Origin of the sequence: Citrobacter sp. Cpo015, assembly GCF_030333035.1 — a bacterium.
In the GTDB taxonomy this organism is placed as follows: Bacteria; Pseudomonadota; Gammaproteobacteria; order Enterobacterales; family Enterobacteriaceae; genus Citrobacter; species Citrobacter portucalensis.
The window spans coordinates 752,552-773,019 of the sequence record NZ_JAOWGS010000037.1 but is presented as its reverse complement, the minus strand read 5'-3'; the positions used below and the strand labels follow the sequence as shown (position 1 = coordinate 773,019).

At 52.1% G+C, this 20,468-nt stretch carries 18 protein-coding genes; 6 read left to right on the top strand and 12 right to left on the bottom strand.

All coding sequences use genetic code 11. The annotated features are described in order from the left end of the window. Positions 1-31: 31 nt before the first annotated feature. Positions 32-1,234: a serine-type D-Ala-D-Ala carboxypeptidase gene (dacC, locus tag OGY67_RS19370; protein ID WP_286574471.1), complete on the bottom strand. Its 1,203-nt coding sequence runs from the start codon at positions 1,232-1,234 to the stop codon at positions 32-34. A 328-nt stretch (positions 1,235-1,562) separates the two neighbouring features. Between dacC and OGY67_RS19365 the strand changes: the two genes are divergently transcribed. Continuing rightward, positions 1,563-2,189 carry a glutathione S-transferase family protein gene (locus OGY67_RS19365; RefSeq protein WP_003831628.1) on the top strand — a complete coding sequence of 209 codons (627 nt, stop codon included), beginning with the start codon at positions 1,563-1,565 and terminating at the stop codon, positions 2,187-2,189. Positions 2,190-2,194: 5 nt separating this feature from the next. Here OGY67_RS19365 and OGY67_RS19360 read toward each other — a convergent pair whose 3' ends face one another. Then, positions 2,195-3,292 carry a PQQ-dependent sugar dehydrogenase gene (locus tag OGY67_RS19360; RefSeq protein WP_153753443.1) on the bottom strand — a complete coding sequence of 366 codons (1,098 nt, stop codon included), beginning with the start codon at positions 3,290-3,292 and terminating at the stop codon, positions 2,195-2,197. A gap of 102 nt (positions 3,293-3,394) precedes the next feature. After that, entirely contained in the window at positions 3,395-3,778 is a 384-nt protein-coding gene (gene bssR / locus OGY67_RS19355; protein WP_008784229.1) for a biofilm formation regulator BssR, read from the bottom strand. A gap of 220 nt (positions 3,779-3,998) precedes the next feature. Between bssR and OGY67_RS19350 the strand changes: the two genes are divergently transcribed. Beyond that, complete coding sequence (locus OGY67_RS19350; RefSeq protein WP_286574386.1) at positions 3,999-4,925, top strand: LysR family transcriptional regulator; 927 nt, start codon at positions 3,999-4,001, stop codon at positions 4,923-4,925. A 32-nt stretch (positions 4,926-4,957) separates the two neighbouring features. On the opposite strand, the gene glgP is transcribed toward OGY67_RS19350, so the two are convergent. Together glgP and OGY67_RS19340 are read right to left on the bottom strand one after the other, a co-directional pair. Further along, positions 4,958-7,408 (bottom strand): glycogen phosphorylase, encoded by a 2,451-nt coding sequence (gene glgP, locus OGY67_RS19345; RefSeq protein ID WP_286574385.1) that lies wholly within the window; start codon positions 7,406-7,408, stop codon positions 4,958-4,960. A 51-nt stretch (positions 7,409-7,459) separates the two neighbouring features. Beyond that, on the bottom strand, positions 7,460-7,645 hold the full coding sequence (locus tag OGY67_RS19340; protein ID WP_239497869.1) for a glycine cleavage system protein T: 186 nt from the start codon (positions 7,643-7,645) through the stop codon (positions 7,460-7,462). A gap of 231 nt (positions 7,646-7,876) precedes the next feature. On the opposite strand from OGY67_RS19340, the gene rimO reads away from it, so the two are divergent. After that, positions 7,877-9,184, top strand: a complete 1,308-nt coding sequence (gene rimO, locus OGY67_RS19335; RefSeq protein ID WP_003831616.1) for a 30S ribosomal protein S12 methylthiotransferase RimO — start codon at positions 7,877-7,879, stop codon at positions 9,182-9,184. A 92-nt stretch (positions 9,185-9,276) separates the two neighbouring features. Here rimO and gsiD read toward each other — a convergent pair whose 3' ends face one another. The 6 genes from gsiD to OGY67_RS19305 all read right to left on the bottom strand — a co-directional run bounded on the left by gsiD (position 9,277) and on the right by OGY67_RS19305 (position 16,528). Then, positions 9,277-10,188: a glutathione ABC transporter permease GsiD gene (gene gsiD / locus OGY67_RS19330; RefSeq protein WP_032942798.1), complete on the bottom strand. Its 912-nt coding sequence runs from the start codon at positions 10,186-10,188 to the stop codon at positions 9,277-9,279. A 2-nt stretch (positions 10,189-10,190) separates the two neighbouring features. Then, positions 10,191-11,111, bottom strand: coding sequence for a glutathione ABC transporter permease GsiC (gene gsiC, locus OGY67_RS19325; RefSeq protein ID WP_032942797.1), 921 nt, complete (start codon positions 11,109-11,111; stop codon positions 10,191-10,193). Between the two features lie 46 nt (positions 11,112-11,157). Further along, on the bottom strand, positions 11,158-12,696 hold the full coding sequence (gsiB, locus tag OGY67_RS19320) for a glutathione ABC transporter substrate-binding protein GsiB (RefSeq protein WP_286574384.1): 1,539 nt from the start codon (positions 12,694-12,696) through the stop codon (positions 11,158-11,160). 28 nt (positions 12,697-12,724) lie between these two features. Then, a complete protein-coding gene (gene gsiA / locus OGY67_RS19315) occupies positions 12,725-14,596 on the bottom strand; it encodes a glutathione ABC transporter ATP-binding protein GsiA (RefSeq protein WP_057067350.1) in 1,872 nt (623 codons plus the stop codon). After that, positions 14,583-15,548 carry a beta-aspartyl-peptidase gene (gene iaaA, locus OGY67_RS19310; protein WP_060682495.1) on the bottom strand — a complete coding sequence of 322 codons (966 nt, stop codon included), beginning with the start codon at positions 15,546-15,548 and terminating at the stop codon, positions 14,583-14,585. The genes gsiA and iaaA overlap by 14 nt, the downstream gene beginning before the upstream one ends. A gap of 191 nt (positions 15,549-15,739) precedes the next feature. Continuing rightward, complete coding sequence (locus OGY67_RS19305; RefSeq protein WP_032942791.1) at positions 15,740-16,528, bottom strand: aminoglycoside nucleotidyltransferase ANT9; 789 nt, start codon at positions 16,526-16,528, stop codon at positions 15,740-15,742. Positions 16,529-16,702: 174 nt separating this feature from the next. Here OGY67_RS19305 and moeA point away from each other — a divergent pair, with 174 nt between their 5' ends. Both moeA and moeB read left to right on the top strand, forming a co-directional pair. After that, positions 16,703-17,938 carry a molybdopterin molybdotransferase MoeA gene (moeA, locus tag OGY67_RS19300; protein WP_008784221.1) on the top strand — a complete coding sequence of 412 codons (1,236 nt, stop codon included), beginning with the start codon at positions 16,703-16,705 and terminating at the stop codon, positions 17,936-17,938. Further along, the gene (gene moeB / locus OGY67_RS19295) at positions 17,938-18,687 is read left to right on the top strand and encodes a molybdopterin-synthase adenylyltransferase MoeB (protein ID WP_153753452.1); all 750 of its coding nucleotides are present in this window, start codon (positions 17,938-17,940) and stop codon (positions 18,685-18,687) included. The genes moeA and moeB overlap by 1 nt, the downstream gene beginning before the upstream one ends. An 86-nt stretch (positions 18,688-18,773) precedes the next feature. On the opposite strand, the gene fsa is transcribed toward moeB, so the two are convergent. After that, a complete protein-coding gene (gene fsa, locus OGY67_RS19290) occupies positions 18,774-19,436 on the bottom strand; it encodes a fructose-6-phosphate aldolase (protein ID WP_128611528.1) in 663 nt (220 codons plus the stop codon). A gap of 132 nt (positions 19,437-19,568) precedes the next feature. On the opposite strand from fsa, the gene OGY67_RS19285 reads away from it, so the two are divergent. Further along, a complete protein-coding gene (locus OGY67_RS19285; RefSeq protein ID WP_286574383.1) occupies positions 19,569-20,468 on the top strand; it encodes a glycyl-radical enzyme activating protein in 900 nt (299 codons plus the stop codon).

The following is a 20,468-nucleotide window of genomic DNA, read 5'->3' as shown; positions in this document are numbered from 1 at the left end:
CGGCGATTGCGCCATCCGGCAATAGATAAGATTAAGAGAACCAACCACCAAACCACTGGTGGAATTTCATCATCACAAAGTCCCACATGCGGCTAAAGAAACCACCCTCTTCCACATCTTCCATCACCATCAACGGACGCTGCTCAATGGATTTTCCGTTCAACTGGAAGTCGATAGTGCCCACAACCTGACCTTTCTTCAGCGGTGCAGTTAGCTGTGGTTCAGTCAGGGTAAAGCTGGCCTTCAGGTTTTTGAGCTGGCCACGCGGAATGGTCACAGAACCCCCTTCTCCGGCGCCCAAATTCACTTCACTCTTATCGCCAAACCAGACGCGCTGGGTGACGAAAGTCGCATCCGACTTGATCGGCGTAACGGTTTCAAAGAAACGGAAGCCCCAGGTCAGCAGTTTTTCTGACTCATTGAAACGAATGCGGTCGGTTTTTGCTCCCAGCACCACGGAGATCAGGCGCATATCGCCCTGGGTCGCGGAGGCCACCAGGTTGTATCCCGCCCCGGCAGTGGTCCCGGTTTTCATACCGTCCACGTTCAGGTTGGTGCTCCACAACAGACGGTTGCGGTTCGGCTGGCGGATTTTATTGAAGGTAAATTCTTTCTCTTTGTGAATAGCGTACTCTTCCGGCACATCGTGGATTAACGCCTTCCCGAGCAACGCCATATCACGTGCGGTACTGAACTGTCCTGCCGCATCCAGGCCGTGTACCGTCTGGAAAGTCGTGTTGGTCAGCCCCAGTTTTTTCGCATAGCCGTTCATCAGACCAATAAAAGATTCCTGACTGCCGGCAACGTAATCAGCGAGTGCAATACAGGCATCGTTACCTGACTGAATGATAACGCCTTTATTTAGATCGGACACCGCGACCTGATCGCCGGGCTTGAGGAACATGACCGACGAACCGCGCAGGGCTGGATTACCGGTCGCCCAGGCGTCTTTGCCCACGGTGACCATGTCGTTGAGGTTAATTTTTCCGGCCTTCAGCGCCTGCCCAACCACATAGCTGGTCATGATTTTGGTCAGACTGGCAGGATCCAGTTTCTCATCAGCATTACCTTCCGCCAGCACCTTACCACTGGCGTAATCCATCAGAATCCACGCACGCGCCTCCACGCTCGGCGGGGCCGTCGGTTGCTCCGCCGCCTGTACGGTCGGCGCCAAAAGGATTAAGAGTGCAGAACCTGCAGCAAAGCTGCGAAGTGAAGAGAAGTATTGCGTCATAAATGCCACCCGAGTATCCATTCCAAAAAACCACGTCATACCACACCGTGTTTACACAAAACCGGCCAAGCGACCTCGACCAACCCATGCAGAAAAAGTCTGATGGATGACGTGTAAAATAAGTGCGGTGAGTAATAACGCACTAACGAGCTTAAAGAAACCGTAAGTTGGTAAAGTTTTTAAAGTTTATGCAATAACGCCGCGCTGCGCTGCTCCTGGCACGATTTTTTTAGACTTTGTTGCGTAAATATTAGGTTTACCCCACCATGTGAGCTAGTCAGATGGCATCTGCAGCCATAAAGCTGCTCAATTAATTTGCGGGGTTACTATGATTACACTGTGGGGTCGCAATAACTCGACCAACGTAAAAAAAGTATTGTGGACGCTCGAGGAACTGGAACTGCCGTATAACCAAATTCTGGCGGGCGGGCAGCATGGCGGTAACCGCGATGCCGACTATCTGGCACTGAACCCGAACGGACTGGTCCCGCTGCTACGCGATGATGAAACGGACGTTGTATTGTGGGAATCCAATACCATTGTCCGCTATCTGGCCGCTCAGTACGGACAAAAACGTTTGTGGATTGACGCCCCGGCCGCGCGCGCCGTCGGTGAAAAATGGATGGACTGGGCAAATCAGACGCTAAGCCCTGCGCATCGGGTTATCTTATTTGGTCTGGTCAGAACACCTGCCGATCAGCGCGATATGGCGGCCATTGAGGCAAGTAAGCAAGTTTGCGATAACCTGTTTGCCATTCTGGATAACGCGCTGGCAGACCAGCCATGGTTCTCCGGGGCTGAATTTGGCACAGCGGATATCGCTGTTGCACCGTTCATCTATAACCTGTTCAACGTTGGTCTGAGCTGGACCCCGCGCCCGCATCTGGAACGCTGGTATCAACAACTGACTGAGCGACCGGCGTTTCAAAAAATCGTGATGATCCCGGTCAGCTAACCAAATCAGGGACTCACTTTCAGTAATTCCCCGTCGGACTCGTCGGTTAGCACGTACAAATAACCGTCTGGTCCGACGCGCACATCACGGATCCGCTGCCCCCTTTCCTGCAACAGACGACCATCCTCAGTGACCGTATTCCCCTTAACGCTCAGCACGATCACTTCTTTATCTTTCAACGCGCCGATGAACAACTTCTGCCGCCACTGCGGGAAGGTATCGCTATTGTAAAAAGCCATTCCACTAACCGCCGGCGACTTTTCCCAGTAAAAGATGGGTTGTTCCGTGCCTGCAACAATTTGACCTTTTGCTTCGGGAATTTTCAAACCACTGTAGTTAACACCCCAGGTCGCGATAGGCCAGCCGTAGTTTTTCCCTTTCTCGGGGATATTGATTTCATCGCCTCCGCGTGGACCATGCTCATTGAGCCACAGCACATCACTCCACGGATTCATCGCCATCCCCTGCGGGTTGCGGATGCCATACGACCAAATCTCTGCCCGCGCTCCCGCCATGTTCACAAACGGATTATCCGGCGGAATTTTTCCCTCGTCGGTCAGTCGGACTAATTTACCCTGCAATTTATCCAGGTCCTGGGCGGTAGCGCGTTGATTATTCTCCCCCAGGCCAATAAACAGATAACCGTTACCATCAAAAACCAGACGTCCACCAAAATGGTTCCCGGTGGAAAGCTTAGGCTGTTGGCGAAAAACGGTCTGAAATCCTTGCAGTTGTTTGAGATCGTCACTCAATCGCCCGTAGCCTACCGCGGTGCCCGCTTTGCCTTCGCGGTCGGCTTCAGCGAAGCTTAGCCATACCCGGCGAGATTGTGCAAAATCCGGTGCTAACGCCACATCAAGCAGTCCTCCCTGACCATTTGCCCAAACTTTGGGTACGCCGGTCAGCGGGTCGGAAAGCCCTTTCTCAGGCTGCCAGAGTCGAAGCTGTCCACCTTTGAGCGTAATGAGCATACCGCGGTTATCGGGTAAAAAAGCCAGTGACCATGGGTGATCGAGTTTAGTTTGCAGCACTTCCACTTTTACCGCGGCGGCATAAGTGGAAAATAGCGCAAGTGGAATAGCACAGAGAAAGAGTCGACGCATAACACCTCCTTAATGGCTCTGCATAAAGCGTAGCCAGCAAGGGGAATTATCCCGCTACATTTACATAACCTTGACGAAAAGGGGGAGCGCCCTCCCCCTGATTCAGACGTGTTCCAGCGTTGGGTAAGATTGCAAACTCTGGATACTTAGCGTCAGCGTTGTCAGGCAGTTTTCCAGTTTCTCTGCGTTAACGGCGATAAACGTTGGACAATCGTGATGTCCACTCATAAGACAAACAGCGGCGGCGGCTAACGCCCCTTCAGCACGATGAAGGGCATTCCACTCTTCCTGATCAAGATGCATACCGTGAAGCTGTGATTGCTCGTGCAATTCGCGATTCAGTGCAAAAAAAACATCACGCAGGCGATCGCTCTCGCTAACTGACATGTAGCCTTTCGCTTTTCTCAACTGCAGATAAGCGGCAAGTTCGATACGGGCGTTTATCAATTTGTTGAGAAGATCGGTTCTCAGTCTGTCAACAACCATACTTTGTTCCTCCTCTTTCCAACTATGGTGCAACTTAATAGTATGGTTGTTTTTTGAACAAATAGATGTCCTACATCAATAAAGCCCAATTGATTAACATAATTTACAATGTTACAACTTCATTCTGTACGCTTATCGAAGGCGCTCTGTGTCTGACTCGCCTGACTTTTTTTGCTATACCTGATGTGGTTACTGCCATGGTGTTGATGATGAGGGGTCTATGTCGAAAGCAAATGATGCAGAAAAAATACGCACACTATCAAAAATAGATCTCAATCTGCTGACCATTTTCTGTTTGATCTATAGCGTGGGTAGCATTTCCAGAGTCGCTGACATGCTGAACATCTCACCTTCCGCCGTCAGCCAGTCATTAAGAAAACTGCGCGAAATGATGGGTGATAATCTGTTTGTCCGTAGCGGGAATGCACTGTTACCGACGGTCTATTCTGATGAACTGTATGATAATACAATCCCAATTATCGATAAGCTATCAACGCTGATGCCGCTTTCCACGCCTGCCGCCAAAAAAAGGTTAACGCTTTATACGGAATCTTTTATTTCCCCTATCGTTATTCCAGATGTCACCGCCAGAATAATCGAGACTGACGCCGATATCAGCCTCCTGCACCTTACCGCCGACCTGAATGAACAGAGTATTATTGAACTGCTGAATATGCGTCAGGCAGATGCCGTTTTTTCTACCTTTGCCGTAGAGTCAGCAAGTCTTTCATGCCAGAAAATATGCGATATGCGCCTGGTACTGGCGGCCTCGCAGAATAATTCTTTATATGGTAACACCATCAGTGAAGCGCAATTCAGAAACGCTAACCTGGTCGGTTACAATACTAAGAATGAGAAAATCATTTATCATCGCAGTATTGTGGATAAAAAATTCAGAACCGGAGAACGCTGCCTGCTTACCTCATCGTTTACGGCGATTCTGACGATTGTGTCCAATACCCATTGTTTAGGGGTGATCCCGGAAAAGGTATTTGAAACACACGCTCAACTGTATGGACTAAAAAAAATAAACACTCCGTTTCCCTTGCCGCAATTTAGCGTGTTTGCCTCATCGCGCAAAGAAAGCAATACCCACAAAATCCTCTCAGCTATTCTGGCTGATTTGCAAACAGCCTCCCTGTTATGAAAACCAGAGAGGCTGAGCGTTAGAAATACTGGCTACACGCGAATTTTTGCTATGCGCCAGATATGGTCGGCATATTCCTGAACCGTTCTGTCCGACGAGAAATACCCCATGTTAGCAATATTATGCATGGTTTTTGTCGTCCACTCCCGGGGAGTACGATACAACTCGTCCACCGCATCCTGACAATCTACATAGCTGCGATAATCTGCCAATACCTGATAGTAGTCGCCGAAGTTAATCAATGAATCCAACACGTCTCTATAACGCCCTGGCTCCTGCGGACTGAACACCCCTGTACCGATTTGCGTCAGCACCTGATGAAGTTCCTCATCCTTTTCAAAGATGTGCCTCGGGTCACAGCCATCACGTCGCAGAGTTTCAACCTGATTAGCCGTATTGCCAAAGATAAAGATGTTATCTTCCCCAACGTATTCGCGCATTTCGATATTCGCACCGTCGAGCGTACCGATAGTGAGCGCACCATTCATACCGAATTTCATATTGCTGGTCCCGGAGGCTTCCGTCCCGGCCAAGGAAATTTGCTCTGACAGATCGGCTGCCGGAATAATTAGCTGAGCGAGACTGACGCTGTAATCCGGAATAAATACTACTTTCAGTTTGCCGCCAATCAGCGGATCGTTATTGACTAACTGCGCCACATCGTTAATCAAGCGAATAATTTGTTTTGCCATGTGATAAGAGGAGGCCGCTTTTCCGGCAAAGATATTCACTCGCGGTACCCAGTTGGCATCCGGCGCGGCTTTAATCCGGTTATAGCGTGTAATAACGTGGAGCACATTCATGAGTTGCCGCTTGTACTCGTGGATGCGTTTCACCTGCACATCAAACAGCGCATCAGGATTCACCACCACGCCATAGTGGGTGGCAATATGGTGCGCCAGCCGCTGCTTATTTTCACGTTTCGCACGATGCACAGCCTCATTCACCGACGGATAATCTATAAACTGCTTCAGCTCGCCCAACTGCATTAATTTAGTCCGCCAGCTGTCACCGATATTTTCGTCCAGCACTTTGGCAAGCGGTGGATTCGCCAGCGCCAGCCAACGACGCGCAGTCACACCATTGGTTACGTTGGTGAAACGCAAGGGAAATATACGCGCGAAGTCTGCAAACAGTGATTCGGTCATCAATTTTGAATGCAATGCCGACACGCCGTTTACCTTATGACTGACAACTACCGCCAACCATGCCATACGCACCACACGACCATTGGACTCATCAATTAACGACACACGTTTCAGTAGATCGCTGTCATTACGATAACGTTCCTGTAAGGTCTTCAGAAAACGATCGTTAATCTCAAAAATAATCTGCAAATGGCGCGGTAAAATTCGACTTAGCATTTCTACTGGCCAGATCTCCAGCGCCTCACTCATCAACGTATGGTTGGTATAAGAAAAAATCTGACAGGTCACGTCAAACGCGTTATCCCAACTAAACTGATGCTGATCAATCAATAAACGCATCAACTCAGGGATCGCCAGTACCGGATGCGTATCATTAAGGTGAATCGCAATTTTATCGGCCAGATTGTCGTATGTTTTGTGCAACTGATAATGACGACTCAGAATATCCTGAATCGTCGCCGAGGCCAGGAAATAGGCCTGGCGTAAACGCAATTCACGCCCCGCATCGGTGGAATCATCCGGGTACAAAACCCGCGAGATACGATCGAAGTGATATTTGTTTTCCACTTCAGTAGCAAAGTCGGCTTGCTGATTCAGTTTGCCCGCATTAACTTCGCTATTCACCTGCACGTTCCACAAACGCAACGTATTAGTCGTGTCCGTCGCATAACCTGGAATAATTTGATCATGCGCCACGGCCAGAATATCTTCGGTTTCAAGCCAGCGGGTTTTATTCCCCTCCTGTTGAACACGCCCGCCAAAACGTACTTTATAATGCGTATTATGACGTTTGAACTCCCAGGGATTACCGTATTCCAGCCAATAATCGAGCGACTCTTTTTGTACACCGTTAACGATATTTTGTTTGAACATACCGTAATTATAACGAATACCGTATCCACATCCCGGCAACCCAAGCGTCGCCAGTGAATCAAGGAAGCAGGCCGCCAGACGACCGAGACCACCATTACCTAACCCGGGATCGTTTTCTTCGTCAATCAGTTCTTCCAGTTCAAGCCCCATTGCCTCCAGCGCGCTTCTGACTTCGTCATAAATACCTAAAGAGAGCAACGCATTGGATAGAGTACGGCCAATTAAAAATTCCATCGACAGATAATATACCTGGCGCGCATCCTGAGAGAATTGCGCCCGATTAGAACGGTGCCAGCGCTCGACCATCCGATCGCGTACCGCATATAACGTCGCATTAAGCCACTCCCGTTTCGTGGCGATTGCGGGATCTTTGCCAATAGTGAATAAAAGTTTATTAGCAATATCATCTCTAAGTTTATCAAAATCAGAGTCCGTGGCGACTGGAAGTGGCGAAATATACATATTAACGTTACCTTTCAAATTTTGTAGGATGGTAATAGACAGGTGAATTATTTAAAGTTTGGGTACGTGAGCGTTAGCTTTTTGTCGAATATTTTCATGACTGGCGATAAACGTTAATTCTGTCATTAATACATGCCAACTTAAGCCTGTGGCAAGTGAGATATAATATAAACTCACACCATTAGCATAAAGAGTTTTAGCCATTTCAAGTTTCGACTTCAAAACAATATCTTTCAAATTTAACCTCATTAGTAACGCTCGACGAGATAAAATTTACGATAATGAGTGTCTATAGCCAAGAAGCGGCACTTAAAGCCGGAATTAGACTCACTAAACACCTTTCACTAACCGATCTACTCTTTATAGGTATCGCTCTTTATTCTCTCCGTCTTATGCTGATCAGATATAGATGTACCGTGAAGGCATCTGTATAATCCCCCGATTACGAGCAATGTACAGTATAAGAAAATGGCAAAAATTGGTTTTATATCACTAGGTTGTCCGAAAAACCTCGTCGATTCTGAGCGCATCCTGACCGAACTTCGTACCGAAGGCTATGATGTTGTGCCAAGCTACGACGACGCGGATATGGTTATCGTTAATACCTGCGGCTTTATCGACAGTGCGGTTCAGGAGTCCCTGGAAGCAATTGGCGAAGCGCTGAACGAGAACGGTAAGGTGATCGTCACCGGCTGTCTGGGCGCGAAAGTCGATCAGATCCGTGAAGTCCACCCGAAGGTACTGGAAATCACCGGGCCGCATAGCTATGAACAGGTTCTGGAGCACGTTCACCACTATGTGCCAAAACCAAAACACAACCCGTTCCAGAGTCTGGTTCCTGAGCAGGGCGTCAAGCTGACTCCTCGCCATTACGCCTATCTGAAGATTTCCGAGGGCTGTAACCACCGCTGCACGTTCTGCATTATTCCATCCATGCGCGGCGATCTGGTGAGCCGTCCGATTGGCGACGTCCTTAGCGAAGCCAAGCGTCTGGTCGATGCGGGCGTGAAAGAGATTCTGGTAATCTCTCAGGATACCTCTGCGTACGGTGTAGATGTGAAGCATCGTACCGGTTTCCATAACGGCGAGCCGGTCAAAACCAGCATGGTTGATCTGTGCGAACAGTTATCAAAACTGGGGATCTGGACGCGCCTGCATTACGTCTACCCTTACCCGCACGTTGATGATGTGATCCCGCTGATGGCGGAAGGCAAAATCCTGCCGTATCTGGACATCCCGTTACAGCATGCCAGCCCGCGTATTCTTAAACTGATGAAACGCCCGGGCTCCGTGGACAGACAGTTGGCGCGCATCAAGCAGTGGCGTGAAATCTGCCCTGAACTGACGTTGCGATCCACTTTCATTGTTGGTTTCCCGGGTGAAACGGAAGAAGACTTCCAGATGTTGCTCGACTTCCTGAAGGAAGCGCGTCTGGATCGCGTGGGCTGCTTTAAATACAGCCCGGTAGAAGGCGCTGGCGCTAATGACCTGCCGGATCAAATCCCGGAAGAGGTGAAAGAAGAACGCTGGAACCGCTTTATGCAATTGCAGCAGCAGATCTCTGCTGAACGTTTGCAAGAGAAAGTGGGCCGCGAGATTCTGGTTATCGTTGATGAAGTTGACGAAGAAGGCGCAATTGGTCGTAGCATGGCTGATGCTCCAGAAATCGACGGCGCGGTATACCTGAATGGTGAAACCAAGGTGAAACCTGGCGATATCATCCGCGTGAAGGTCGAAAACGCAGATGAATACGATCTGTGGGGCACCCGCGTTTAATTAGCGTAACCCAACGTAGGCCGGATAAGGCATTTATGCCGCATCCGGCAATGCCTGATGGCGACGCTGAAGCGTCTTATCAGGCCTACGGTTTATCCTTTTATCTTCGGGTCCAGCGCGTCGCGCAGACCATCTCCCAGTAAGTTAAACGCCAGCACCGTCAGGAATATCGCTACCGCCGGGAAAATCGCCACGTGCGGCGCGATCACCATATCAGCGCGCGCTTCATTAAGCATTGCCCCCCACTCCGGCGTCGGCGGCTGTGCGCCTAATCCCAGAAATGACAGGCTTGCGGCAGAGATGATCGACGTGCCAATTCGCATGGTAAAAAAGACCACGATCGATGAGACCGTTCCAGGCAGAATATGGTTGAAGATGATGGTCGCATCGCTGGCACCAATACTGCGCGCAGACTCAATAAACGTCTGTTGCTTCAGCACCAGCGTATTCCCACGCACCAGGCGCGCGAAGGCTGGAATGGAGAAAATGGCTACGGCAATGATCACGTTAGCAATACCGCTGCCCAGCACGGCGACCACGGCTATCGCCAGCAATATCCCCGGAAAGGCGAACAGCACATCGCAGATTCGCATGATCAGTCGATCCCACCAGCCTTCGTAGTATCCCGCCAGCAGCCCCAGTACCGTACCAATCGCCGCGCCAATAAATACGGCAAAGACTCCTGCCGCCAGCGAGATTTGCGCCCCAACCAGCACGCGGCTAAAGATATCCCGTCCCAGTGAGTCAACGCCAAACCAGTGCAGCATCGACGGCCCATCATTCAGACGGTCATAATCGAAGTAATTCTCGGCATCAAATGGCGTCAGCCAGCGGGCAAAAATCGCTACCACGATCAGGAGCAATACAAACAGCCCAGCGACCATCGCCATGTGCTGTCGACGGAACCGACGCCAGAACTCATGCCACGGTGTGCGTATCTGCTCTGGCTTAACAAGGGGCATCGCATTTAAAATCGCCTGTCGGCGCCAGTTAAAAAATCGCATCCTTACTTGTACCTGATAGCCGGATTAATGGCAGCGTAGAGCACATCCACCACTAAGTTAATAAGAATAAATTCCAGAGAAAACAACAGCACCTCGGCCTGAATCACCGGGTAGTCGCGCATTTCGACGGAGTCCACCAACAGTCGCCCAAGCCCGGGCCAGTTGAACACCTTCTCAACCACGATTGATCCACCAAGCAAAAAGCCAAACTGTAGTCCCATCATGGTGACCACCGGGATCATCGCATTACGCAGACCATGTTTTAACACCACCCAGGTTTCACTCACCCCTTTAGCCCGCGCGGTGCGCATATAATCTTCGCTAAGCACATCAACAAACGAGGCGCGAGTAAATCGGGCTAACACCGCAGCCACCGCCGCGCCCAGCGTAATAGACGGGAGGATGTAGTGAAGCCAGGTGTCTGCGCCCACGGTAGGCAACCAACCGAGTTCAACGGAGAATATCTGCATCAGCAGCATGCCAAGCGCAAACGCCGGGAACGAGATCCCGGTGACCGCCAGCGTCATGCTTAATCTGTCCGGCCAGCGATTTCGCCATACGGCAGCAATGATCCCCGCCGTCATACCAAACAATACCGCCCACGCCATACTGGCAATAGTCAGCCATAGTGATGGCATAAAACGACTGGCTATCTCTTCAGATACCGGGCGACGAGAAACCATCGAGGTGCCAAAATCGCCTTGCAACACGTTGGTCATGTAATGCCAGAACTGAACATGCAGCGGCTGGTCCAGACCCAGCTGCTTGCGCACCAGTTCAATAACCTCGGCGTCAGCTTCCGGTCCGGCAATCAGCCGGGCCGGATCGCCGGGTAGCAGGTGAACAAATAAAAATACCAGCACCGCAACAATCAACAGAGTTGGAATCAACCCCAGCAGGCGCTTGAAAACATAGTTAAGCATCAGGCTCCCTTCGTCGGCCCCTGTGCTAAGGGGCCGAATGCATAGCTTATTTTAAATCCGCATCATCAAAACTAAATCCGGTATCCGGCATAATCCAGAACCCGGTCAACCGGGTACTGTGCGCCGAAATCAGTTTTTCCACCACCAGCGGGATCCACGGCGACTCTTTCCAGATAATATCCTGCGCGTCTTTGTACAGCTTCGCTTTCTGCGCCGGATCGTTAGTTTGCAACGCTGCCGCTAAATCACTGTCCACCTGCTTATTGCTGTAGAACGCCGTATTAAACAGTGTCGGCGGCCAGTTTTGTGATGCAAACAGCGGTGACAGCGCCCAGTCAGCTTCACCCGTAGACGCCGACCAGCCGGTGTAGAACATCCGTACCCCGCTCTCTTTCTGCGCTTTACCTTCAACTTCCGCGGCGCGCTGACCGGCATCCATCGCTGTAACCTGAGCCTTAATGCCCACCTGCGCCAGCTGCTGCTGGGTAAATTGCAGAACTTTCTGCGCGGTACTGTGGTTATGCGATGACCATAGCGTAGTGGTAAAACCGTTCGGATAACCTGCTTCTTTCAGCAGTTCGCGCGCTTTCGCCGGGTCGTATGGCCATGGCGTATAGCTTTGCGCATAGGCTATCGACGGGGGGAGAACGCCGGTTGCCGGCGTCGCGTAACCAGCAAAAGCCACTTTCACCAGCGCCTGGCGGTTGATGGCATAATTCAGCGCCTCACGCACTTTTGGGTTGTCGAACGGTTTTTGCGTGACGTTCATGCTGATGTAACGCTGCATAATAGACGGACTGGCCACCAGTTCCAGGTTTTTGTTCTTCGCCAGTAACGCCGCCTGCTCGTAAGGGATTGGGAAGGCAAACTGCGCTTCCCCAGTTTGCAGCATGGCCGCACGCGTGTTGTTGTCGGTCACCGGACGCCAGGTAATCGTATCCAGCTTTGGCAACCCTTGCTGCCAGTAGCCCGCGAACTTCTTAACCTTCACAAAATCCGTCTGATTCCAGGTATCAAGCTGGTACGGCCCGGTCCCCACAGGATGGAAACCGATCTCCTTACCGTATTTCTCCAGCGCGGCGGGAGAAATCATCGCCGTTGCCGGGTGCGCCAGAATATTGATAAAGGCAGAGAACGGCTGTTTCAGCGTAATCTTCACCGTCGACGGATCGACGACTTCGGTTTTATCGATATTCTTATACAGGTTGTAACGTTTCAGATGGTTTTCCGGGTTACTGGCCCGATCGAGGTTAGCTTTTACCGCATCGGCATTGAAGTCGGTTCCATCCTGAAACTTCACGCCCTGGCGCAGCTTAAGGGTATAGGTCAGCCCATCATCAGAAACCGTATAACTCTCCGCGAGCACATTTTTCAGTTTCATCTCTTTATCAAGGCCAAACAACCCCTGATAAAACGACTTCGCTACCGCCTGTGACAACGTATCATTCGCGTCATAGGGGTCGAGCGTCGTGAAATTGGACCCCACGGCTACCACTACATCTTTGGCGGCCCAGCCAGCCGATGCGGCCAGTGCAGAGACCACTCCCACAGCAACCAGCCATTTTCGAGCAACAATTTTTGTCATGTTATTCTCCTTAAACCCTGCCTGCCTGTTATAAACGCGAAAGCGCATTTTCTGGTAGCGGACGCGCAACATAATGCCCCGGACCAACTAACTGGAGTGATACGGGGGAAATCTCTTCGCCACGTTTACGAATATTGCTGGGGATATCGTCCGACAACAGCACGCGCTGGGGACGGTGATGGGATGGATCGGCGACCGGAACTGCTGCCATCAGCTTGCGAGTGTACGGATGTTGCGGATTTTCAAACACCGCCCGTCGGGTGCCTATCTCAACGATCTGCCCCAGATACATTACCGCCACACGATGACTGATCCGTTCCACTACCGCCATATCGTGGGAAATAAACAGGTATGCGATACCCAATTCTCGCTGCAGGTCGAGCATCAGGTTGATGATTTGCCCACGAATTGAAACATCCAGCGCCGAGACAGATTCATCGGCAATAATCACTTTGGGATTGAGCGCCAATGCCCGTGCAATACAGATACGCTGACGCTGACCGCCGGAAAACTCGTGCGGATAGCGCCAGGCATGCTCAGGTAGCAAGCCTACACGTTCCAACAACCATGCAACCCGTTTTGACCCCGCATCGCCCTGCAATAACCCATGTACCCGTAGCGGCTCCAGAATGGAATATCCCACGGTCTGGCGCGGATCGAGCGAAGCATACGGATCCTGGAAGATAAACTGAATATCCCGACGCAGCGGCTGCAACTTGCTGGCAGCAAGGGTATCAATACGCTGTCCGTTGAAAATGATTTCCCCACGCTGAGACTCAACCAGGCGCAGCAGCGCCCGCCCGGTGGTGGATTTCCCGCAGCCCGACTCCCCCACCAGTGAGAGCGTTTCTCCCGGCCACAGGTCAAAGCTGACGTTTTCCACTGCATGCACCTCGCGAGTCACGCGATTTAGAATACCGCTGCGCAGAGGAAAACGCGTCACCAGATTGCGTACCCGTAGGATAGGCTCGCCTTCAACCACTGTGTCCTGCTCGGTTTGCGGTTCGACATGACTGGGATCGTGCAATGAAATGAGCGGGAAACGGCGCGGAAGCTCATGCCCGTTCATCGCCCCAAGCTGCGGCACGGCTGCCAACAGCGCTTTGGTATAGGGATGCTGGGGAGCGTGAAAAATTTGTTCAACGCTGCCGGTTTCTACCGCCTCGCCCTGATACATCACCAGCACGCGGTCAGCAATATCCGCCACAACGCCCATATCGTGGGTAATGAAGATCACTCCCATCGACATATCCTGCTGCAACACTTTTATCAGTTGCAGGATCTGCGCCTGAATGGTGACATCCAGCGCGGTCGTCGGCTCATCGGCAATTAAAACCGCAGGGCGACACGACAGTGCCATGGCGATCATCACCCGCTGGCGCATACCGCCGGAAAGCTGGTGTGGATAACGCGATAAAATCGCCTTCGCCTCGGGGATACGCACCTGATCGAGCATCCGCTTCGCTTCTACCATCGCCTCTTCATGGCTGGCGCCCTGGTGCAAGCGTATAGACTCAGCAATTTGCTCGCCCACGGTAAACACCGGATTGAGCGATGTCATAGGCTCCTGGAAGATCATCGCGATATCCGCACCGCGCACGTGACGCATTTGTGATGCGCTCTGTTCACCCAGCTCAATAACCTGCCGGTTGCGGCGTCGCAGCAGCATTTCATCGCAGCTTACCTCGCCGCCTGCTTGTTCAATCAGATGCATCAGCGACAAGGCCGTTACCGACTTTCCTGAACCGGACTCACCAACAATCGCCAGCGTTTCGCCACGCTTCAGGCGAAATGACAGATTACGCACTGCGCTGACACGTTGCTGTTCCTGTTCAAAGGCAATATTCAGATTGCTGACTGCCAGCACGTCGCTGGCATCAAGCTCATCACTGTGTGGCAACGCTATCTCCTTTTTCCCGATAAATACCGGTGGTTGGCGTATCGCCTGCATATCCCCAGGCGCGGTACATGCCTTCGCTATTAAACGGCAAGGCGACATTGCCCTCATGATCGATAGCAATTAAACCGCCACTGCCGCCAAGCGCCGGTAATTTTTCCATCACTACGCGTTCACACGCTTCGGATAAACTCAGGCCGCCATAGTCCATCAACGCCGCAATGTCATAGGCCGCCAGCGCACGAATAAAGACTTCCCCGGTTCCGGTGCAGGAGACTGCCACACTTGCGTTATTGGCATAACAGCCTGCGCCGACCAACGGACTGTCACCCACCCGCCCAGGTAATTTGTTGGTCATCCCCCCGGTCGATGTTGCGGCCGCCAGATTGCCAAACATATCTAACGCGACCGCCCCCACGGTACCCATTTTGTTGTTTTCATCCAGCGGGCTCGCGCTATGGTCCAGTACCGTTTCTCCCGCTGTTCGCGCCGCCAGTAGTTGAGCGTAGCGTTCTGGCGTCGAGAAAATATCCGCTGATACGCGCTCAATACCCTGCGCAATGGCAAAGTTTTCAGCCCCTTCACCGATCATCATGACGTGTGGGCTGTGTTCCATTACCAGGCGCGCCGCGAGAATCGGATTGCGTAAATGGCTGACTCCGGCGACGGCTCCCGCATTAAGCGTGTTACCGTCCATCACGCAGGCATCCAGTTCATGGGTTTCATCACGGGTATACACCGCGCCAATTCCGGCATTAAACAACGGACACTCTTCCAGTAAGCGCACGGCTTCGGTAACGACATCCAGTGCGCTACGACCGTCTTCAAGCATCCGCTGGCCGGTTTCAACGATATCCGACAGCGCCTGTATATAACGCAACTCTTGCTCCTGGCTCAGCTGCGAACGGGTGATAGCCCCTGCGCCGCCGTGAATTGCAATGACTGCTTTACCCATTTTTTTCGTCCATCAGGTGGCAGGTACCGGGGTTATAAATATCAGAATTTCTGTGACTTATTGATTCGATTTTTGAATATAGAAAGATGCAGACGTCATGTAAAGGTTAAGGCCCGTACCTCACGCCCCATCCCATCAGGTTATTTAGATGAGTTAAACAGAAAGAGTTTCTTCCAACATCGTTGAATATATTATTCAAGCCGATCGGCAATCTGTTTTTTTGCATAAAACACAAAGCGTTCAACAGATGGCATAGACGCAGCCCAGTTCTTTTTGGTTAACCCCAGGTATTCTGCACGTGCGGCTTGCAGCGTATCAGCATACTCATCGGGTAATTGCGGTATAAGCCAGGAGGCAGCTTCATCTTTAGCGACAATATTGCCCGTAACTACGCTGTACCAAATACGCGCCAGAGTAAGGATGATATTTCGCTCGTCACCCTCTAAATCGCCCGGTTTCTGCCACATATCAAGGATATGCCGAAACGTTTGCACGACATCGCTAAAAGGGATGACGTTGAATAACGTCTCAGCGGGTTCACCGAACAACGCTACGCTGGCGCGCCGGGCCTGGGTCAGCAGGATCGAAAGATCAGGATCCACCTGTCTCGGTTCAACAATTCCCGCGCGAATATCGTCACGCAACCATTCGCCAAATTGCATTTCTCTTGACGGTGGGAATCGCCACGGCACAAGTTGTGAATAGACCACAATGGTCACTTCCAGCGCCCGATAGCTATCAACGCTGCCAGGCGGTGCTGATATTTCCAGAAAACCCTGCATCAGATCTTTTCTTTGCCGGGTATTCAGTGGCTGCCTAATGGTAACCAGTAAATCGATATCGCTTTGGGGCTTTAAGCCACCTTCAACAGCAGAGCCATACAAATGAACAGCAACCAGGTCGCCCTCTATAATCCGCGCAATCAGTGCACTGGCGGCATTCACCTGTTGTCGAATTGAATTCGGGATAGTCGCAGCCATTTAGCCTCCTGGAAAAAAGCAGAAATAATGAGTCTATACTGCATTTTTCCTGTAGCGCTATTCTCTGGCAGAAAACCTGTCTCAGATCGGATCCTAAGCCTGAGGTAGCATACTGTCCGCGTCCATTTTCTGACATAATGAGCGGATTCGATTTTGCCCCGCAGGAGTCTTCTCATGGAATTTACCGCCGGACTGATGCCGCTTGAAACGGCTCTCTCTCAGATGCTTTCGCGTATTACCCCACTCACCGCCGTCGAAACGCTGCCGCTGGTTCAATGCTTTGGCCGCATTCTGGCCACCGACGTCATCTCCCCGATTGATGTGCCGGGATTCGATAACTCGGCAATGGATGGCTATGCGGTGCGATTAGCCGATTTACAATCAGACCAGCCTCTTGCGGTGGCTGGCAAAGCCTTTGCTGGTCAACCATTCCACGGCGAGTGGCCTGCGGGAACCTGCATCCGCATTATGACCGGTGCCCCGGTGCCTGCCGGTTGTGAAGCGGTGGTGATGCAGGAGCAAACGGAACAAACTGACGACGGTGTGCGTTTTACCGCCGAGGTCCGCAGCGGACAAAATATTCGTCTGCGCGGTGAAGATATCGCAAACGGCGCGGTGGTATTCCCTACCGGAACTCGTCTGACAACCGCCGAGCTTCCTGTTCTGGCCTCGCTCGGCATTGCCGAAGTACCGGTCGTTCGCAAAGTTCGCGTGGCGTTGTTCTCCACCGGTGATGAGCTGCAACTGCCGGGTCAACCGCTGGGCGACGGGCAGATTTATGACACAAACCGTCTGACCGTTCACCTGATGCTGCAGCAGTTGGGCTGCGAAGTGATCAACTTAGGAATTATTCGCGACGATCCCAACGCGCTGCGGGCCGCGTTTATCGAAGCCGACAGCCAGGCCGACGTCGTCATCAGCTCTGGTGGCGTTTCGGTAGGCGAAGCGGATTACACCAAAACCATTCTGGAAGAGCTGGGAGAAATTGCCTTCTGGAAGCTGGCCATCAAACCCGGTAAACCGTTCGCGTTTGGTAAACTGAGCAACAGCTGGTTTTGCGGCCTGCCGGGTAATCCGGTTTCTGCGGCCCTCACCTTTTATCAGCTGGTGCAACCGCTACTGGCGAAACTCAGCGGCAACACCGCCTGTGGGTTACCTCCGCGCCAGCGCGTGCGCACAGCCTCACGCCTGAAGAAAACGCCAGGGCGTCTGGATTTTCAGCGCGGTGTATTGCAGCGTACCGCGGAAGGCGAACTGGAAGTCACCACCACCGGACACCAGGGCTCGCATATTTTTAGCTCCTTTAGCCAGGGCAACTGCTTTATCGTGCTGGAGCGCGATCGCGGTAACGTTGAGGCCGGAGAATGGGTTGAGGTCGAGCCGTTTAACGCACTGTTTGGAGGCCTGTAATGGCAGAACTCAGCGACCAGGAGATGATGCGCTATAACCGGCAAATCATTCTGCGCGGCTTCGATTTCGAAGGTCAGGAAGCGCTCAAAGATGCGCGGGTACTGGTCGTTGGTCTGGGGGGACTGGGATGCGCAGCAACTCAGTACCTTGCGGGCGCTGGCGTCGGACATTTAACCCTGCTCGACTTTGACACGGTCTCCGTGTCGAACCTCCAACGCCAGACGCTGCACAGCGATGCAACCGTCGGGCAACCCAAAGTGCTATCCGCCCGTGACGCGCTAGCGCGGATTAACCCTTATATCGCCATTACGCCGGTGAATGCGCTGCTTGACGATAGCGAGATTCACGCGCTTATTACCGAACACGATTTGGTGCTGGACTGTACGGATAACGTCAGCATCCGCAATCAGCTGAATGCAGGATGTTTTGCCGCCAGAGTCCCGCTGGTTTCCGGTGCAGCTATTCGCATGGAAGGACAAATTACCGTATTTACATACCAGGACGGTGAGCCCTGCTACCGTTGCCTGAGTCGTCTGTTCGGTGAAAATGCCCTGACCTGCGTAGAAGCCGGAGTGATGGCCCCGCTGATCGGCGTGATCGGATCGTTACAGGCGATGGAAGCCATTAAGCTACTGGCAAACTACGGTAAACCGGCATCCGGAAAAATCGTCATGTACGATGCCATGACCTGCCAGTTTCGCGAAATGAAGCTGATGCGCAACCCGGGGTGTGAGGTTTGCGGGCAGTAAAAAAGTCGGGTGGCGGCTTCGCCTTACCCGACCTACAACGGCTCGAACGTAGGCCGGGTAAGCGTTAGCACCACCCGGCAACAGCATCAGATCGACGTGCGTCCAAATGCACTCTGCCAGTCGTGCTCAAACTTCGCGACGGCAGCATCAACCGCCGGAGAGCTAATCATCTGCTGAGCAACGTCCAGCGGTAGCGTGATGGACTCGCAGCCCGCCAGCAGACAATCCAGTGCCTGACGCGGTGTTTTAAAACTGGCTGCCAGTACTTTGGCGTGCGGGGCATGCATTTTCAGTAACATCTGCAGGTCGGCCACCGTCTGAATGCCATCCCCTCCTTGCGCATCCACGCGGTTAACGTATGGCGCAACGTATTCCGCACCCGCCAGAGCAGCCAATAACCCTTGAGCTGCACCGTATACCGCAGTACCCAACGTCGGGATCCCTTCTTCTTTCAGCAATTTTATAGCCGCCAGACCTTCTGCTGTCACCGGCACTTTGACCACGATATCAGCAATGATTGCCCGCAGCTTACGCGCATCGCTGACCATCCCTTCGGCGGTGGTCGCCATCACCTGAGCAAACAGACGCCCTTGCCCTCCCATCGCTTCCTGCAGTTGCGGCAGTAGTACTTCCAGCGTCTGGTTCCCTGCCGCCACAATGCTCGGGTTAGTGGTCACCCCTGCCAGCGGGAAAATGCGCGCCAGAGCTTTTACCGCATCAACATCAGACGTATCTAAATAGAGTTCCATAACCTTTCCTCAAACGAATAATTAGCATGAATAAAAGGTAGCACGGCGAAACCTCACTGTTAGTTGACGCATGTCAATATAACTTTCATTCGAAAGTAATTTAATCTTTATACGAAAGAAAAGAGGTCGCTTATGATTTTCAATATCCAGCGCTACTCCACGCATGATGGCCCCGGTATTCGTACCGTGGTGTTCCTTAAGGGATGCTCCCTGGGCTGTCGGTGGTGCCAGAATCCGGAAAGCCGCGCACGCACGCAGGACCTGCTTTATGACGCGCGTTTGTGCCTCGACGGTTGCGATCTCTGTGCTCAGGCTGCACCCGCGGTGATTGAACGGGCGCTGGGCGGATTACTTATTCATCGCGAAAAACTGACCGATGACGCACTCACCGTACTGACCGACTGCTGTCCGACTCAGGCGTTAACCGTCTGCGGAGAGGTAAAAAGCGTGGACGATATCATGGCGACCGTATTGCGAGATAAACCGTTTTACGACCGCAGTGGCGGAGGCCTCACCCTGTCCGGCGGTGAACCGTTTATGCAGCCAGAGCTGGCAGCTGCTTTGCTCAAAGCCAGCCACGACGCAGGCATTCATACCGCGGTGGAAACCTGTTTGCATGTCCCGTGGAAGTATATTGAACCATCATTACCTTACGTCGATCTGTTTCTGGCAGATCTAAAACACGTTGCAGATGCGCCGTTTAAACAATGGACCGATGGGCGTGCCTCTCGCGTACTGAAAAATCTAAAAAAGCTGGCTGCCGCCGGTAAAAAAATGATTATCCGCGTACCGCTGATTCAGGGATTCAACGCAGACGAAGCTGCTATTCAAGCCATTACCGATTTTGCCGCCGATAAGCTTCACGTCGGTGAGATCCATTTCTTGCCCTACCACACCCTGGGCATCAACAAATACCACTTACTCAGTCAACCCTACAACGCACCGGATAAACCGCTTGATGCGCCAGCACTGCTCGAATTTGCCCAGCAGTACGCCAGCCTTAAAGGTTTAACCGCGACCCTACGAGGATAA

Bases quoted from the DNA above. Each gene is read 5' to 3' on its own strand.
- dacC (WP_286574471.1), bottom strand. From the start codon at position 1,234: ATGACGCAATACTTCTCTTCACTTCGCAGCTTTGCTGCAGGTTCTGCA.
- OGY67_RS19365 (WP_003831628.1), top strand. From the start codon at position 1,563: ATGATTACACTGTGGGGTCGCAATAACTCGACCAACGTAAAAAAAGTA.
- OGY67_RS19360 (WP_153753443.1), bottom strand. From the start codon at position 3,292: ATGCGTCGACTCTTTCTCTGTGCTATTCCACTTGCGCTATTTTCCACT.
- bssR (WP_008784229.1), bottom strand. From the start codon at position 3,778: ATGGTTGTTGACAGACTGAGAACCGATCTTCTCAACAAATTGATAAAC.
- OGY67_RS19350 (WP_286574386.1), top strand. From the start codon at position 3,999: ATGTCGAAAGCAAATGATGCAGAAAAAATACGCACACTATCAAAAATA.
- glgP (WP_286574385.1), bottom strand. From the start codon at position 7,408: ATGTATATTTCGCCACTTCCAGTCGCCACGGACTCTGATTTTGATAAA.
- rimO (WP_003831616.1), top strand. From the start codon at position 7,877: ATGGCAAAAATTGGTTTTATATCACTAGGTTGTCCGAAAAACCTCGTC.
- gsiD (WP_032942798.1), bottom strand. From the start codon at position 10,188: ATGCGATTTTTTAACTGGCGCCGACAGGCGATTTTAAATGCGATGCCC.
- gsiC (WP_032942797.1), bottom strand. From the start codon at position 11,111: ATGCTTAACTATGTTTTCAAGCGCCTGCTGGGGTTGATTCCAACTCTG.
- gsiB (WP_286574384.1), bottom strand. From the start codon at position 12,696: ATGACAAAAATTGTTGCTCGAAAATGGCTGGTTGCTGTGGGAGTGGTC.
- iaaA (WP_060682495.1), bottom strand. From the start codon at position 15,548: ATGGGTAAAGCAGTCATTGCAATTCACGGCGGCGCAGGGGCTATCACC.
- OGY67_RS19305 (WP_032942791.1), bottom strand. From the start codon at position 16,528: ATGGCTGCGACTATCCCGAATTCAATTCGACAACAGGTGAATGCCGCC.
- moeA (WP_008784221.1), top strand. From the start codon at position 16,703: ATGGAATTTACCGCCGGACTGATGCCGCTTGAAACGGCTCTCTCTCAG.
- moeB (WP_153753452.1), top strand. From the start codon at position 17,938: ATGGCAGAACTCAGCGACCAGGAGATGATGCGCTATAACCGGCAAATC.
- fsa (WP_128611528.1), bottom strand. From the start codon at position 19,436: ATGGAACTCTATTTAGATACGTCTGATGTTGATGCGGTAAAAGCTCTG.
- OGY67_RS19285 (WP_286574383.1), top strand. From the start codon at position 19,569: ATGATTTTCAATATCCAGCGCTACTCCACGCATGATGGCCCCGGTATT.